Source organism: Azospirillum sp. Sh1 (assembly GCF_008365135.1).
GTDB classification, from domain to species: domain Bacteria; phylum Pseudomonadota; class Alphaproteobacteria; order Azospirillales; family Azospirillaceae; genus Azospirillum; species Azospirillum oryzae.
The window spans coordinates 16,670-31,443 of sequence record NZ_VTTK01000058.1; the positions used below are offsets into that span (position 1 = coordinate 16,670).

The 14,774-nt window shown below is 63.1% G+C and carries 9 protein-coding genes; 8 read left to right on the forward strand and 1 reads right to left on the reverse strand.

What is annotated here, in order from left to right; all coding sequences use genetic code 11:
- The first annotated feature begins 332 nt into the window (after positions 1-332).
- The 5 genes from FZ029_RS31120 to FZ029_RS31140 all read left to right on the forward strand — a co-directional run bounded on the left by FZ029_RS31120 (position 333) and on the right by FZ029_RS31140 (position 10,070).
- Entirely contained in the window at positions 333-3,149 is a 2,817-nt protein-coding gene (locus FZ029_RS31120; RefSeq protein ID WP_149273892.1) for a hypothetical protein, read from the forward strand.
- A 30-nt stretch (positions 3,150-3,179) separates the two neighbouring features.
- Entirely contained in the window at positions 3,180-5,639 is a 2,460-nt protein-coding gene (locus FZ029_RS31125; protein ID WP_149273894.1) for a hypothetical protein, read from the forward strand.
- A gap of 107 nt (positions 5,640-5,746) precedes the next feature.
- A complete protein-coding gene (locus tag FZ029_RS31130; RefSeq protein ID WP_149273896.1) occupies positions 5,747-6,910 on the forward strand; it encodes a patatin-like phospholipase family protein in 1,164 nt (387 codons plus the stop codon).
- Between the two features lie 3 nt (positions 6,911-6,913).
- A complete protein-coding gene (locus FZ029_RS31135) occupies positions 6,914-8,797 on the forward strand; it encodes a S8 family peptidase (protein WP_149273898.1) in 1,884 nt (627 codons plus the stop codon).
- Between the two features lie 25 nt (positions 8,798-8,822).
- Positions 8,823-10,070, forward strand: a complete 1,248-nt coding sequence (locus tag FZ029_RS31140; RefSeq protein ID WP_149273900.1) for a hypothetical protein — start codon at positions 8,823-8,825, stop codon at positions 10,068-10,070.
- 505 nt (positions 10,071-10,575) lie between these two features.
- Here the strand turns inward: FZ029_RS31140 and FZ029_RS31145 are convergent.
- Positions 10,576-11,295: a class I SAM-dependent methyltransferase gene (locus tag FZ029_RS31145; RefSeq protein ID WP_149273902.1), complete on the reverse strand. Its 720-nt coding sequence runs from the start codon at positions 11,293-11,295 to the stop codon at positions 10,576-10,578.
- Between the two features lie 463 nt (positions 11,296-11,758).
- Here FZ029_RS31145 and FZ029_RS31150 point away from each other — a divergent pair, with 463 nt between their 5' ends.
- From FZ029_RS31150 to FZ029_RS31160, 3 genes are read left to right on the forward strand one after another with little or no spacing between them, the layout of a single operon-like run.
- Positions 11,759-12,466, forward strand: coding sequence for an A24 family peptidase (locus FZ029_RS31150; RefSeq protein WP_149273904.1), 708 nt, complete (start codon positions 11,759-11,761; stop codon positions 12,464-12,466).
- Positions 12,467-12,472: 6 nt separating this feature from the next.
- Positions 12,473-14,146: an ATPase, T2SS/T4P/T4SS family gene (locus FZ029_RS31155; RefSeq protein ID WP_149273906.1), complete on the forward strand. Its 1,674-nt coding sequence runs from the start codon at positions 12,473-12,475 to the stop codon at positions 14,144-14,146.
- A 4-nt stretch (positions 14,147-14,150) separates the two neighbouring features.
- Positions 14,151-14,621, forward strand: a complete 471-nt coding sequence (locus FZ029_RS31160; RefSeq protein WP_149273908.1) for a type II secretion system F family protein — start codon at positions 14,151-14,153, stop codon at positions 14,619-14,621.
- The last annotated feature ends 153 nt before the right edge of the window (positions 14,622-14,774 follow it).

The window sequence follows — 14,774 nt, forward strand, 5'->3', positions numbered from 1 at the left end:
CTATTGCGCTGTCCTCAAAACCAAATTTTCCGGAAATAATGCTGACCTGAAGCGGGGAGTACTTGGTTATGAGGAAATCGAAGTTCACCAAGAAACAGATCGCGTTTGCCCTTCAGCAAGCCGACCTGGGTGTAAAACGGCACACGGCTGTGACCCCACATTTTCCATCACTATCAACATGTTTTCGTGCCAATTGGCGCTAGGTCCCTACGCCGGTTCACACTACATACTCCAGTATTCTACCATCAGTGGCAATTAGATGATAAAATGCCCTTTTCTAGCGATTGGTTGCCCAATATGCTCAATGACCATGCAGATCATGAGAGATGGCGATGGGTGGCAGCAGCGTATCCGATGGGGTGGTCATCGACCTCAGCAAACGATTGGATGTTCGGGAGTTAGGTGATCGTAACGAGCTGATCCAGCAACAGGCTCTCGAACGCCTCAGCTCCCTGATCGAAAAGCGCCTGAATGACTTTGGCACTAGCATCAAGCCGACGCGGGACGATCTCGACGCCGATGGCAGCAACATACTCTTTGACCGGCGCCACGACACCATAGTCATTCACGGCAGCCGCGGTAGCGGCAAAACGACGTTCATCCGCAACGCCTTCCGCCTGTTCCGCTTGGATAAGGGCTTCGACAAGACCATCGGCAGCAAGGTGGCGACCCTCGGCGTCGTCGATCCGACGCTCATCGAGAACAAGGAAAACATCTTCGTCGTCATCCTTAACAAGATCAAACGGGCAGTGGAGCGGCGGCGCGAGGCGAGCGGCGATTGGAACACCAACAAAGAGGATTTCAACGCTTGGCAGGAGAAGCTGCGCAGCCTTGCCCACGGGCTGTCGCTGCTCGAAGGAATCGGGCCGGAAAAGGCGCTGGGTGACGCCTGGGACGACGTCCAATACGTGCTACGCAAGGGCCTGGAGAAGGCCAGCGCCGGGTCCGATCTGGAGTCGAAGTTCCATGATTTCATAGCATCCAGCCTCACCTACCTCGGCAAGGACGCCTTCCTGATCGCGTTGGATGATATCGATACGGATTTTCGGCGCGGCTGGCCGGTGCTGGAAGTGCTCCGCCGCTATCTCACCTCGCCCCGCATCATCGTTGTGCTGTCCGGCGACATCGACCTGTACACGCTGCTCGTGCGCGGAAAGCAGTGGGACCAGTTCTCCGAGCGCCAGCTGCACTTCGACAAGACGCAGGAAAAGGGCCTGCGCGAGATGGTGAACCATCTCCAGGGGCAGTACATGCTCAAGGTGCTGCCCCCCAGGAACCGGATCCCGCTGCTGCCGCTCGACGCCATCGATGGCGTGCACCTGGTCCCGCCCGATGGCGACAAGGCGGTTCCCCTCGATGCCTATATGCGTGCGCTGGTACGCGGCGGGCTGGGCCTGCGCAGCAAGGCCCGGCGGATGACCACGTCCCTGCTGCTCCGGCAGCCCGTGCGAACCGTCGTCCAGATCCTATCCCTTTGTCCGGCCCGGGCGATGCCGCCCGCAGGCGCGGACGCGGCGGCGGAAAGCGCCGACTGGCGCGAGCTGGTGAACGGCTTGCCGTCGATCTTCCTCGACTCGCTTCTGCGGCACAACACCTCCCTCGACGAACTGCGCCAAGCCACCGGCGGCCGCACCCTTGGCTTCATCGCCAAGTTCCTGACCGAGAACGACTTGTGGGACAACGCGCACGACCTGTTGCCTGAGCATCCCGAGGACGACCTGAACCTCGTGCTCGTCACCCTCGGGGCTTGGCTGCGCGGCCAGTATCTCAACCGCCCCAATCTTGCTATCGACTACATGCTGCGGGTCTGCTTCGGTCGCGATCTCCTGACCAGTTACCTGCAAGGGCTGCGGATTCCAAAGGGCGACGAGGACGATGACAAGGCGCACAAGCGCAAGGGGTTGAAGGTCGCCGACTTCGTCAAGTTCGCCGAGTTGGAACGGGAGGGATCGAGTGTCGAGGTGGCGCGCACCCTGGTCGCGGTGATCAATGGCGATCCAGGTTCCGGCGTCCGGCTCGGCACCATCCAGACGTACAAGCGGGGGCGATCGGGCGACGAGATTATCAAGCAGATCTACGGTATCGCACCCGTAGGGGAGCTTTCCTTCGAGCGCTTGGTGCCTGAGGCGGACAACCCGATCCTTCCCTTCCATCAGACCCTGCGTAAGGAGTTCGCGGAAGCAACGCTCGACAAGCCGATCGAACTGCTTGGAAACTGGTACAACACCATCGACAGCCTTCAGGCCCGCATAACCACGGAGACCATGAGCGCGCTGGTCGGCCTGCCCGCCTGCCGGGTCATGAAGGAAAGCGGCGAACGCCCGACCTTCATGAGTGTCCACAGCATCATCGCCGCCGTCGCCGATCTGCTTCGCCGCGGCAACTCCGGGCAGGAGGATGGCGTGGTGCGCACCCTGCGGGACTTCGCCACCATCCGTTCCTACGTCGTGCCTCCCTGGATTTCCCGGGATGCCGGGGACTCCGGGCTGGCCTCGGTATCGGAAGCGTCCGACGCCGAGACCGAGGTGACGGCGATGCGCGACGACATCCTGGTGAAACACATTTCGGATTGGACGCGGGAGATCAAGGCCGTCGCACCGCCGCCGCCCTATGTGCTGGCGCGCGCCTGGACCCGGTTCTACTTCACGCTCGCAGCCATCGACGAGGAAGTGGACCGGAACGACCGCTTTCTGGGCTACCTCCTGCACCGGCAGATCTGCGCGTTCTTCAACGCCCTGCTGGTTGAGGAACTCATCTACGAAAAGGCTGAAGAGATCAATCTCCGCAACCCGGTCACCAGCGACGCGGTTCTTTCGACCAACCTGCGGATCGCGGATAAGGCCCCCTTCTTCACCGCGCTGTTCAAATGTCCGCTGTGGTCGGTCTACCTCAACTTGGACAGCGCCGTGGGGAAACAGCAGTGCGAGCGTGCATTCTCGGACAGCGTCGCGGGGCTGCGGGTTCCTTACAATATCCGGCAGCTCAGCCGGCAGGCCGAAACGTCGAAGGGGCGGAAGGCCAGGCCCACCGTGGTGACCTTCCCCAACCTGTATCCCCTCCTCAATTCGGTGCCGGTGTTCGGCCTGGCGCGCAAGCCTCCACGGACGTTCACACAGAGATCCGGCGGGGGCCTGGACCTGGAGTTTTGAACGCCTTCAGCCGTGTGAGCAGGAACGCCCATGGAAACCCGCGTCATCCGGCAGCTGTTCAGGGACAGCGCGTCGCTGCAGGACTATCTGGCCGGACGCGAACCGTCCGTCGGCACGGTCAAGCGGCGCGCGCTGGTGCTGGAGCGCGCCATCGACTACGAAGTGCCCGATCACGTCTACCGAAACTGGCGTGACGGGCTGATCGGCGATGCGCAGGACATCTGGTCGGTGCTGCGCGGTGCGCTGGATCTCTATGCCGACCAGTATGTGCGATTCTCCGGTGACCGCATCTCCATCGACTTTGACCGGTTCGGCGACTGGCAGAACGAACTCGCCCGCGTGTCGCCGCTGCCCATCATCGCCTACGCGCTGTTCCGCAAGTTCGGAGCGCCGCCGGCAACGGTGGCGGGGATCGAGCGGTACGCGGCCCGCCACCTGCGCCCCCTCGAGCATACCGTCCTGATCACCCCGATTTGCCAGCCGGTCGAGGACCTGATCGCCCGCAAGGGTTTGTACGAGACGCACCTGCATCTCAACGGCAGCACCGAGGTCGACAAGATCTGGCAGGACGCCTTGGCGAACATGGACCGGTTCATCGCCGATCTCGGGCAGGCCTTGCAGGGCAGCGACCCTGGTCCAAACAGGCCGGACGACTTGGTTCTGGAGCTATACGAACAGCTGGGGATGCGGGACGGGGCGGCGGAGCTTCCCCACCAGCTGTCCGTCGCGCGCAGGCTGAGGCTTGCGCTGGCGACGGAGGTCTTCGACAGGGCCGGCGTGCGGCCGCCGCCGCTGCGGACCCTGCTCACGGGGTTTACCATGCTGCCCTTCGAAGAGGGCAGCCAGACCGACCGGCATCCGGTGGAGGCCCATGTCGGCGAGGGCATCGTCCACGGCGGGCTGGCCCAGGAGATCCTGCTCCTCATTCTCGTGTATGGGCGGCTGAAACGCCACAGCGACGACCGGCTGGCCCGCGCGCTGCACGTCTACCTGCTCATCCTGAATGCCACCTTTCTGCCGCTGTGCGTCCAGCAGGCCGAGCAATTCGGATTTGAGCAGTTCCAGAAATTCACGGTCAACGGGGTGCGCTGGCTGTCGGAGGAAAGCTACGCGAAGCGTTTCCACCAGCTTGCACACAGCCCGGCCGGCGACCTCGCCTTCGTCGAGGGGCGCTTTGCTCCCTCCAGGGAGCCGGGCGACCTGAGGCAACTGATCCGCAAAATTCTGGCCGGCCATCGCAGCTTTCTGAGAAGGTCCGGCCTTATCCCACCGCCGTCCCGCGCCACCGCCGCGCTTGCCGACGAGCCGCCGGATCCGGTCGATCTCTCCTCGGAGGAGGAGCCGCCACGGCCACCGCGGATGGACCTGCGGTTGATCGCCCACTTCATCAAGCAGAACGAACTGGCCCGGCCCAACCTGGAAGCCGGTTGCCGGTTCAGCCTGCTGCGTGCCGACATCAACAAACGCTGGACGACCCTGCGCAACGCGCTGGAGAGTTTCCCCCTGGTCAGGCACTACGTCACCGGCATCGATGCGGCGGCAAACGAACTGCACACGCCCCCGGAGGTGTTCGCACCGGTGTACCGGGCGGCCCGCCGGTCCGGCCTCGTTCACCTCACCTATCACGTCGGGGAGGATTTCGAGCACCTGATCACCGGTATCCGCGCCGTGTACGAGGCGGTGACCTTCCTCGATCTGCGCGATGGTAACCGCGTGGGCCACGGCACGGCGGTGGGAATCGATCCGAAACTGTGGCTGGAGCGGTGCCCGCCCGTCCTACGGCTGCGGCGTGGCGACCGGCTGGACGACCTGGTGTTCGCCTATCAACGGCTTCTCGAGGAGCCGAAGGCCACTGGCATCCTCGGACGGCTGCAGGACGAAATCCAGCGGCTCGCCCGGCTGGTGTATGACCGGGAATTGGACTGCCACCTGCTGTGGACCGCCTGGAAGCTCCGGCGGCTCGACCCGCTCTGCCTGCCGCAGGCGGATCTGCCTCTGTGGTGGAGTCCGGTGGACGACGAGATGGAGGAGTATTGGGAACTCCGCAGGGAGCGGGAAACGGTTCGTGCCGCCTTCGACCTATTCGGGCGGTACCACGGTCCCGAGGTTGTTGCGAAGAGCCGGGAGTTGGAGCCGGCAAACAGGGATATCCTCGATGCCGATCTGCTTCGTTGCCTGCAGGAAAGCGTTCTCAGGGAGATCAGGGAGCGCAATGTCGTCATCGAGACGTTGCCGACCAGCAACGTGCGGATCTCGTTTTATCGGACTTTTAAGGAACACCACGCATTCCGCTGGCTGGGTCTGGAGCCGGGCGGGCAGAGCCCGTCCGTCAGCGTCGGCAGCGACGATCCGGGCATCTTCGCCTGCAGCCTGCGCGGCGAATTCATGCACCTGTACCGGGAGATGCTCCGCCTGACCGGCAGTGAGCGGGAGGCGATCGCGCGGCTCGACCACCTGAATGAAACCGGACGAATTTACCGCTTCGGTTGAAATTCCGACTTTTCTTGCTGATCTTAAGATGCTTTTCCGAAAGAATGCACGCTTCGCTGGTGGCGCTGAGGGTGCTACCCTGTCCTGAAAATCCAGGTAGGAACGCAATGTCGGATGAATTCGCCAAGTCCACGGAACCCGTCACGGGTGTGCACATCGGCCAGTCTCCGCGTGAACCGGAGGATGGAATGGCGCTCTGCCTGTCGGGCGGAGGCTACCGGGCCATGCTCTTCCATGTGGGCGCTCTCTGGCGTCTGTACGAAGCGGGGCTGCTGCGGGACGTCAAACGCATCTCCAGCGTTTCCGGTGGCTCCATCACCTCCGCTGTACTGGCGCTGGCCTGGAAGGATCTGGATTTCAAGTCCGGAACCCTGCACAGCCATTTCGTTCCGCGGGTCGTGGACCCGATCCGCGCGATGGCCGGAGAAACCATCGACGCGGATTCTATCATTTTGGGCATTGCCCTGCCTGGCCGCATCAGCGACAGGATCGCCGGCGCCTATGACCGCCACCTGTTCAAGGGTGCGACGCTCCAGGACCTTCCGGACGATGCTGGGAGCGCAGCGCCGCGGTTCGTGATCAACGCGACGAACGTGCAGTCGGGGGCGCTCTGGCGGTTCATGCGGCCTTACATGCGCGATTACCGGGTCGGCGAGGTGCTCAATCCCACGGTGCTGCTCGCCCAGGCGGTGGCTGCGTCCTCGGCGTTCCCGCCCTTGCTTTCGCCGTTCGAGATGCGGCTCGATCCGGAGTCCTTCGTTCCGGGTTCCGGACTTGATCTCCAGGAGAGGCCATACACTTCGCAGGTTCTGCTGACTGATGGCGGGGTCTACGACAACCTCGGCCTTGAGACGGCCTGGAAGCGGTATAAGACCATCCTCGTCAGCGATGGCGGCGGCAAGATGCAGGCGCAGCCGGAACCCAAGAGCGATTGGGGACGCCACGCCTACCGTGTCCTCGATCTCATCGACAATCAGGTTCGTTCGCTGCGAAAGCGCCAGCTGATCGATTCCTATCAGACAAATCTGCGGCAGGGGGCGTACTGGGGCATCCGCACCAACGTGGCCAAGTATCCCCTCAGTGGAACGCTCCCCTGTCCACAACATCGTACGTTGGAACTCGCCGTGATCCCCACCCGCCTGAAGCGGCTACCGGACGAGCTTCAGGAGCGTCTCATCAACTGGGGCTATGCGGTCTGCGACGCAGCCTTGCGGGCGCATGTCGACCTGTCGCTCAAGCAGGGAAATTTCCCTTACGCCCGCGGAGTGTGAGCGATGGCAACCGTACGTATTCCGCGGAAGCTGGTGGAATTCATCCTGCTCGGTCCCATCGACGACCGGCGCCAGCTTCAGGAAACCCCGATCCTTGGCGATGTCTGGATCGCCTTCGCCGACAAACCGGAACAGCCGCAGGATCTGCTGATCGGACCTTACCAGACGCAGCCTGCCGGCCTTGTGGCCGCGGATCTTGCGTGTCGGCTGGAAATGCGTAGGGGCAAAGCGCCGGAGGCAGACATAGCCTACCTACAGGGCATCGTGGCGGCACGCCTTACCCTGTCCGACGTGCTGCTGCACGTCCTGCCGATGACGCATTGGTGGCGTGCCGAGCGAATCGAGGGCGGTCTGCTGGACGGCTATGACGCCGGAAGGATCGCTCACATCGTGGATTACCTTATCGAAACGGCGCAGGTGCTGATCGATGCGCCCCGTTCGGCATCTCGCCGGAAGCCCGAGACAGGAACGGTCCTTACTTCGCGCGAACGCCTGATCGCTCTGGCGGGCATCATCCACTGGGCGTCCACAGGGCCGTCCTCCCGATCCCGGAGCAGCCGGGTGCCATCCCCCGCCGAGGCATTGGGCAAGCTGCTGGGCCAGATCCGCGGAGACGCGGTGGCAGAGCGCCTGCTCGCCCTCGACTGGACAAACATACGTCTTCCCAGCCCCGATGACGCAGCGCTGGTCTGGCAGGTGTCGCTGAATCGCCGCGCCGTCCCCGCCCTGGAGAAGTCCATACCCGCAGTGAAGGCAGATGCTGCCCGCACCCTGTTCAACGTGTCATGCAAGGAGATCGTCTGGGCGGTGGTGGACTCCGGGATCGACGCGAAACACCCGGTCTTCCAGGACGGCGTCGGCAACTCACGGGTAAAGGACAGCTATGACTTCAGCAAGATTCGCCAGATTATCAGCTTGGACAATCTGAACGAGATGACGCGGCGCAAGCGGGTGGCGGAGCTGCTGAATGAAAGCTTGGCCAACCCGCCCACCGCGGATGAAGCGGTCGCTCACCTGAAGGAACTAGCGGAGGACGCGCGCAAGAACCGGCCGGTGCACTGGGGGCAGGTGGAGAAATTCGTCAAGCTCAAGACCGACACGCCGCCCAGGAGCGAGCACGGCACCCACGTCGCCGGCATCATTGGAGCCGATCAAGGCAAAGCTGAGGAAAGAGGCTTTCAGAGTGGCATGTGCCCGGACATCCGGCTGATCGATCTTCGGGTGCTTGCTCGGACGGAGGCCGACACCGAGTTCTCCGTCATCGCCGCGCTTCAGTTCCTGCGTCATCTGAACGAGCGCAACCGGTTCATGAGCGTCCACGGCGTCAATCTCAGCCTTTCGATTCCGCACGACGTCCGCAATTACGCCTGCGGGCGGACGCCCGTGTGCGAGGAATGCGAACGGCTGGTGGACAGCGGCATCGTGGTCGTCGCCGCGGCCGGCAACCACGGCTACAAGAGCTTCGAAACCTTGGATGGCTCCTTCGACAGTTACGCGGCCTTCAGCATCACCGACCCCGGAAACGCCGAAGGCGTTATCACCGTGGGCGCCACGCACCGCCATTGGCCCCACACCTACGGCGTCAGCTTCTTCTCCAGCCGCGGCCCGACTGGCGACGGCCGGATGAAGCCTGACTTGGTCGCTCCCGGAGAGCGTATCGAGGGGCCACTGCCGGAGGCGAACTGGGGCCAGATGGACGGCACCAGCATGGCGGCGCCGCACGTTAGCGGGGCCGCCGCCATGTTGATGGCCCGCTATTCCGAATTGATCGGCCGCCCCCGACGCATCAAGGAAATCATTTGCAACAGTGCAACCGACCTGGGGCGTGAGCGGAGCTTTCAGGGGCATGGAATGCTGGACGTGCTTCGGGCATTCCAGAGCGTTTGAGGCCGCGGCTATTAGGGAGATGGGAATGATCTTCAGCCTGGACGTGCGCCCTGCGAGAAAGGGCGATTGCATGCTGCTTCATTGGGGCGAGCCCAGCGATCCGCGGCTGATGCTGATCGACGGCGGTCCGGCGAACGTCTTCACGCCACATCTCGCACCGCGGCTGGAGGAGATCAGGAACGCACGCGGCCTGTCCGAAGACGATGTCCTCCCGGTGGACGTACTTTGCGTCAGCCATATCGACGACGACCACATCCACGGCATCCTTGACATGACCGGACAGTTGCTTGCCACGCGCGCGTCGCGGCGGCAGGTCCCGATCCATATCCTGGGATGCTGGCACAACAGCTTCGACGACCTCATCGGCAACAGCCAGAAAGAGACGAGCGCGTCCATCACCGCACAGTTCGGAACCGCCGCTCTGAACGGGCAGCCGCCGGAACACGGGGACATTGAGCCCGACGCGGCCAGGATCCTGGCCAGTGTCGAGCAGGGACACCGGCTGCGCAGCGATGCCGAGGCGCTGGAGATTGCCATCAATCCGCAGTTCGAGAACGCGCTGATCGTAGCGAAACAGGGCGAAGAGCCGCTGACGCTGGACGGCGGGCTGACCGTCACCGTGATCGGCCCCATGGAGGCGGAGTTGGAGGCGTTGCGAAAAAAATTCACCGAATGGCTGCGGGAACAGAGACGGCGGCGCAGGGATGCGGAGGCGGCCTTGGCGGCTTTCGCCGACAAATCCGTGCCGAATCTATCCAGCATCGTTCTGCTGGTCGAGATGAACGGCCGGAAAATACTCCTCACCGGCGACGCCCGTGGCGACAAAATCCTGGAAGGACTGGAACTTGCTGGGCATCTGCCTTCCGAAGGCTCGCTCCATGTGAACGTCCTCAAGGTGCCGCATCACGGCAGCTCGAACAACATGGAAAGGATTTTCTTCGAGCGGGTGACCGCCGACCACTACGTCTTTTCCGGGGACGGCGAACATGGCAACCCTGAGCGCGCGACGCTGGAGATGCTGTTCGAGGCTCGCGGGGACAAGCCTTTCACCCTGCACTTTACTTACCCTGTCCAAAGCATTGACCAGAAGCGGGTGAGCGATCGCGAGAAGGCGCACAAGAGGGGCCACGCGGTGTCGGAGTGGTTGGACGAAAGGGATGCACTGGAGACTCTGTTCGCGTCGCGCAACATGGAAGCCCACAGCCAGCGGATTATCTTCTCTGAACCGGACAGGTCGCACGTCATCGATCTGGGCTCGCCGCTTGGCTTCTGAAGGAAACTCAGCGGGAGTGTCGAAGCATTTAGCGGACACGGGGTCACTACACGAAAGTGCGCAGATTGTCCGGGATGTGAGAACACAGAATGAACGGTCATCATAATGGTGTCCGGATTCCCGTCCGTCTATCAACTTGTCCGAAATCCCGTCGTTCTCGGGCGTTTCCGGACACTCTCAGCGTGGCCGGAAAACGTTGGTTTGTCGGACGCTTAACCCCTGCCGGACAATTTATGCACTTTCGTGTAGTGACCCCGACACTCCATAGGACGGGCGAGAAGCACGATAGGTGTCAGGCCGCCCGTTCATGCCAACGACCACCGATAATCGTCTCTTGGCGTTGTTTAGCTGACACTTATCGCGCTGTTCTCAGCGCCCTATCCGCCCGCACTGATCTCACGCAATGGTCTCGAGCATTGCTCAGAGGTGTCGTCTACAATGTCTACCGCCTTGTTCGGCTCGGCATTTCTGCATAATCTTTTCGGCAGAGAAAGGTAATCTAAAGTTAGCGGTGGGCGAAAACGCCGACATGCGACGCCGTACGGTAGAGATTTCCGGATGATGCGGAGAGGCCGAAGAACAGAACGTTTGGAAACTTCTGTCGCAGGAAGGCTTCGCTGTTGAAAACGGAGTAGCTGTAGGCGAGGCCATCTCCTTCGGACAGGGTGTACCTCTTCCCGCGGGTCTTGATATAGTCGGCCAGTGGCCAAAGCCTAAGCGCGTTCAACATCTGCTTCGCAATCCGGGTTAAGGGCATCCCGTGCCCGAAGTTGTTGCTGTCGGACAGAAACACGCCATGGCGCGCTACTCGGACCATTTCCCGAACGGCTCGTTCGCTGTCAAGGATATGATGCAGGGCTCCAAATTCGGCGACGATGTCGTATGAATCGTCCGCAGCCTGGAGGGCTGTGGCGTCGCCCTCTATCAGCTCGTCCAAGCCCAGGCCGTTCCGATGCCCGACGGTCCGCAGTTCGTCCACCGGCTCAATGCCGACGATACGCACCCCGGGATGACGTAGCTTCAGATAGCGCACCGCCCGGCCCGTGCCGCTCCCCACGTCCAGCACGCTCGCAGCCTCTGTCTGGTCGATCAGGCCGCTCAGGATCGACAGTGCCAAATGATGACCGTCGTGCGGGTCAACATGGCGTGAGTCGTACTGCGACGCCGTTCGGGCATAGTAGGCACGCTGAAGCGTTATGTCGTTGCATTCTTTCCGCACGTGCATGCCCCATCTAACTTCTAGACTACAGGTAGAATAACCCTTTCTGACCGCATCGTTGAAGGAAAGTGTGCGGCATCGTCGGGTAATTTTAACGGCCCGAGATTATCGGCGGCTAGGCCCGGGATTCTAATCGATTCCGGGACCGGATTTCCTAAACTGGACTTTGGCTAATTTTACGGTGTGTCGGATCAGGCGTGGATCCAGAAGTCCGGCTCATTGGCGACGTAATTGAGGGCGCGGTCTAGCGGCATGGTGGCTGCGCCGAAGGGGCCCGATGCCCCCCAACATTCGCCATTCCACAGAGCACCTTGACCTTGTCGCCGTCACCGGTGGTTCGGTGAACTGCGGTTCACCGAACCGGGGCAAGATCACCAAGTGCCATCGCCACTGTTGTTGACATTGTTAGAACCAAACGCGATTCTCGCTTATTCAGAACATAGAGCCAGATAACGGCGCCTCTCGGGTTGTGCGCACCATTGCTCTGCTCATGATTGTGGAGGAAATTCTGGACGTTCTCGTTGATCCCGCTCTACTGCCGCTCCTAGCAGCTCCCTTCGCGGGTGGGGTGGCGGGGGCGCTGTCCGTGCGTCCGCCAGTGGATGATGTGCAGATGCGGGAGGTGGGCTGCCGCAATTTGACAGCGCCTTGCGCGACGGCCGCTGCTGCCGCTGTCGCGGTGGTACTGTGGGCTGCGGCGGTGGTTCCGCAACTGCTGCTTTGGCCGAGCTGCCTGCTCGGTTGGTCCCTGCTCGCGCTGGCTTTGACCGACTGGCGACAAATGCTGTTGCCCGACACCCTGACCCTACCACTGGGGCTGGCCGGCGTCGGCGTCACCGCCATGTGGTTTCCATCCCTGCTGGTAGACAGTGTGTTCGGTGCCGTGCTGGGATGGGGCGTGTTCACTGCGCTGGCCGCAGGGTATCGACGCCTGCGCGGGCGCGATGGGTTGGGTGGCGGCGACGCCAAACTTCTGGCGGCCTTGGGGTCGTGGCTCGGCTGGCAGGGCTTGCCGTCGGTAGTGGCGGTCGCGGCGCTCACCGGTCTAGCGGTAGTGACGGGGGCCAGCCGGGTCACTGGGCGGCAGGTGTTCGGCCACGACGCGATGCCGCTGGGCAGCCATCTGGCCTTGGCCGGCTGGCTAACGTGGCTATACGGTCCCGTGCTTGCAGCGTGAGCCGGCATGAACGTGGTGAAGGGGAACGCGCTGGACCGTTTCGCGGAAGCGTTGGCAGAGATCGGAACGGTGGCGCCGGACGATGTGGTGCGGGCTGAGCAGTTGGCGCACGACACCGGTGAGCGACTCGACCGAATCGCCCTCCGCCTGGGCTTGGTATCGGAGCGCGATCTGGTTCGGGCCTACTCTCACCACTTCGGCCTACCCTCTGTGGAGGCCACTGCCTTTCCTGATGAGCCGGTCCTGGCCGACCGCGTCAATCCCCGCTTCCTCAGGCACCATCGCGTGCTGCCTCTCGGCGAACGGGACGGTGCGCAGCTGCTGGCGATTGCCGATCCCGCCGACCCCTTCCCGGTGCAGGCGCTGTCGTTCCAGCTAGGCTGTCCAGTGACCCCGGCTGTCGCCGTGGCGAGCGAGCTGGAGGCGGCCCTTGAGCGCCTGTACCACGCCGAACCATCGCAGCCGCGGCGCGACGACGATGGTGATGACGATGTCGCCCGCCTTAAAGATCTAGCCGGTGAGGCGCCGGTGGTGCAACTGGTCAACCGCCTGATTGCGCGCGCGGTCGAGCTGCGCGCCTCCGACATACACCTAGAGCCGCAGGAGGGCGCCCTGCGGGTGCGCTGCCGAATCGATGGGGAGCTGCGCGACGAGCCACCGGTATCGGCCCACCTGCGCGCCGCCGTGGTGTCGCGCATCAAGATCATGGCGCAACTCGACATCGCCGAGCGGCGGTTGCCGCAGGACGGGCGCATACGCCTTCCGTTCCGCGGACGCGACATCGACCTGCGCGTGGCAACGTTGCCTGCTCTGACCGGAGAAAGCGTGGTGCTGCGCATCCTCGACCGTGGTGAATTGGCGCTCGACTTCGCAGCGCTCGGCTTCGAGACGGAGTTGGAACGGCGATACCTCGACCTGCTCGACCGGCCGAATGGCATTCTGTTGATCACCGGCCCTACAGGATCGGGCAAGACGACAACGCTCTACGCGTCGCTTAATCACCTAAACCGAGCGTCGCGTAAGATCCTGACGGTCGAGGATCCGGTAGAGTACCAGTTCGATGGCGTCGTTCAGGTGCAGGTGCAGCCGCAGATCGGGCGCACCTTCGCCAGCGTCCTGCGCACCTTCCTGCGCCAGGACCCCAACATCCTGATGGTCGGCGAGGTGCGCGACGGCGAAACCGCGCAGATCGCCATCCAGGCGGCGCTCACCGGTCGGCTGGTTCTGTCCACGCTGCACACCAATAGCGCGGCGGCGGCAATCCCGCGCTTGCTGGAGATGGGGTGCGAGGACTATCTGCTGGCTTCCACCATCAACGGCATCGTCGGCCAGCGGCTGGTGCGCCGTCTGTGCCGGCACTGCCGCGAACCGCACCCGATGGCCGACGCTGTCACCAAACGTCTGGCACCGCAGGGGGAGACAGCGGGGGCGCGGATCTTCCGGGCGGTCGGCTGCACGCACTGCGGCGGCACCGGTTTCCTTGGTCGCACGGCAATCCTGGAACTGCTGCCGCTGGATGGCGAGTTACGCCGCAGCATGCTCGCCCACTGCGATGCTGAGGCAATCGAACGAGCGGCTGTTGCTCGAGGCATGGAAACCATGTACCAAAATGGCGTGCGCCAAGTTCTAGAGGGCATCACAACAATCGAAGAAATCGTGCAAGCAACACGCGAAGGCTGACGGCATGCTCCGCTTCCGGTACCGGGCTCTGGCCGCCGACGGCCGCGTGGTCGAGGCCGAAACCATGGCGGAGAACCACGCCACTGCCGTCGCCCACGTGCAGGATAGCGGATGCTTCCCCATTGAGGTGGAGCGGGCTGACGCGCCCGCCGCCCTTCCGTCCGCTGGCCCCACCCTGCCGTTGCGCGGCTTGGCCCAGATGGTAGGCGAACTGGCCGTACTGTTGGAAGCCGGAGTCCCGCTCGACGACGCGTTGCGCTTCGTCGATGCGCTGCTGCCGTCCGGCGGTCTGCTGCGCCCATGGCTGCGGCGCGTCGCCGGCCGGGTCCACGGCGGCGCCGGCCTAGCGGACGCGATGGTCGAGGGCGTGCGCCTGCCATCCTATGTGCCCGGCATAGTGCGGGCCGGGGAGGTGGGCGGGGCACTAGGGTCTGTTGATATTCAAGGAATGAAAGGGGATTCCCCTAGCTTGTGATACCGGCTCACGCCTGAACTGACTCTCGGGTCGCAGGGGCTTCCCAAATTATAGCGAGCATGATTCACTGAAGCTCCACCGGGAGTGGGGGTGAGCATGTCGGCAAGCCTGAAGATCGCGGACGGGTTGACGGCGGCGGACCTGCGGCTCTGG

Excerpts from the sequence above, each read along its gene's own strand:
- FZ029_RS31120 (WP_149273892.1), top strand. The coding sequence starts at position 333 with ATGGGTGGCAGCAGCGTATCCGATGGGGTGGTCATCGACCTCAGCAAA.
- FZ029_RS31125 (WP_149273894.1), top strand. The coding sequence starts at position 3,180 with ATGGAAACCCGCGTCATCCGGCAGCTGTTCAGGGACAGCGCGTCGCTG.
- FZ029_RS31130 (WP_149273896.1), top strand. The coding sequence starts at position 5,747 with ATGTCGGATGAATTCGCCAAGTCCACGGAACCCGTCACGGGTGTGCAC.
- FZ029_RS31135 (WP_149273898.1), top strand. The coding sequence starts at position 6,914 with ATGGCAACCGTACGTATTCCGCGGAAGCTGGTGGAATTCATCCTGCTC.
- FZ029_RS31140 (WP_149273900.1), top strand. The coding sequence starts at position 8,823 with ATGATCTTCAGCCTGGACGTGCGCCCTGCGAGAAAGGGCGATTGCATG.
- FZ029_RS31145 (WP_149273902.1), bottom strand. The coding sequence starts at position 11,295 with ATGCACGTGCGGAAAGAATGCAACGACATAACGCTTCAGCGTGCCTAC.
- FZ029_RS31155 (WP_149273906.1), top strand. The coding sequence starts at position 12,473 with ATGAACGTGGTGAAGGGGAACGCGCTGGACCGTTTCGCGGAAGCGTTG.
- FZ029_RS31160 (WP_149273908.1), top strand. The coding sequence starts at position 14,151 with ATGCTCCGCTTCCGGTACCGGGCTCTGGCCGCCGACGGCCGCGTGGTC.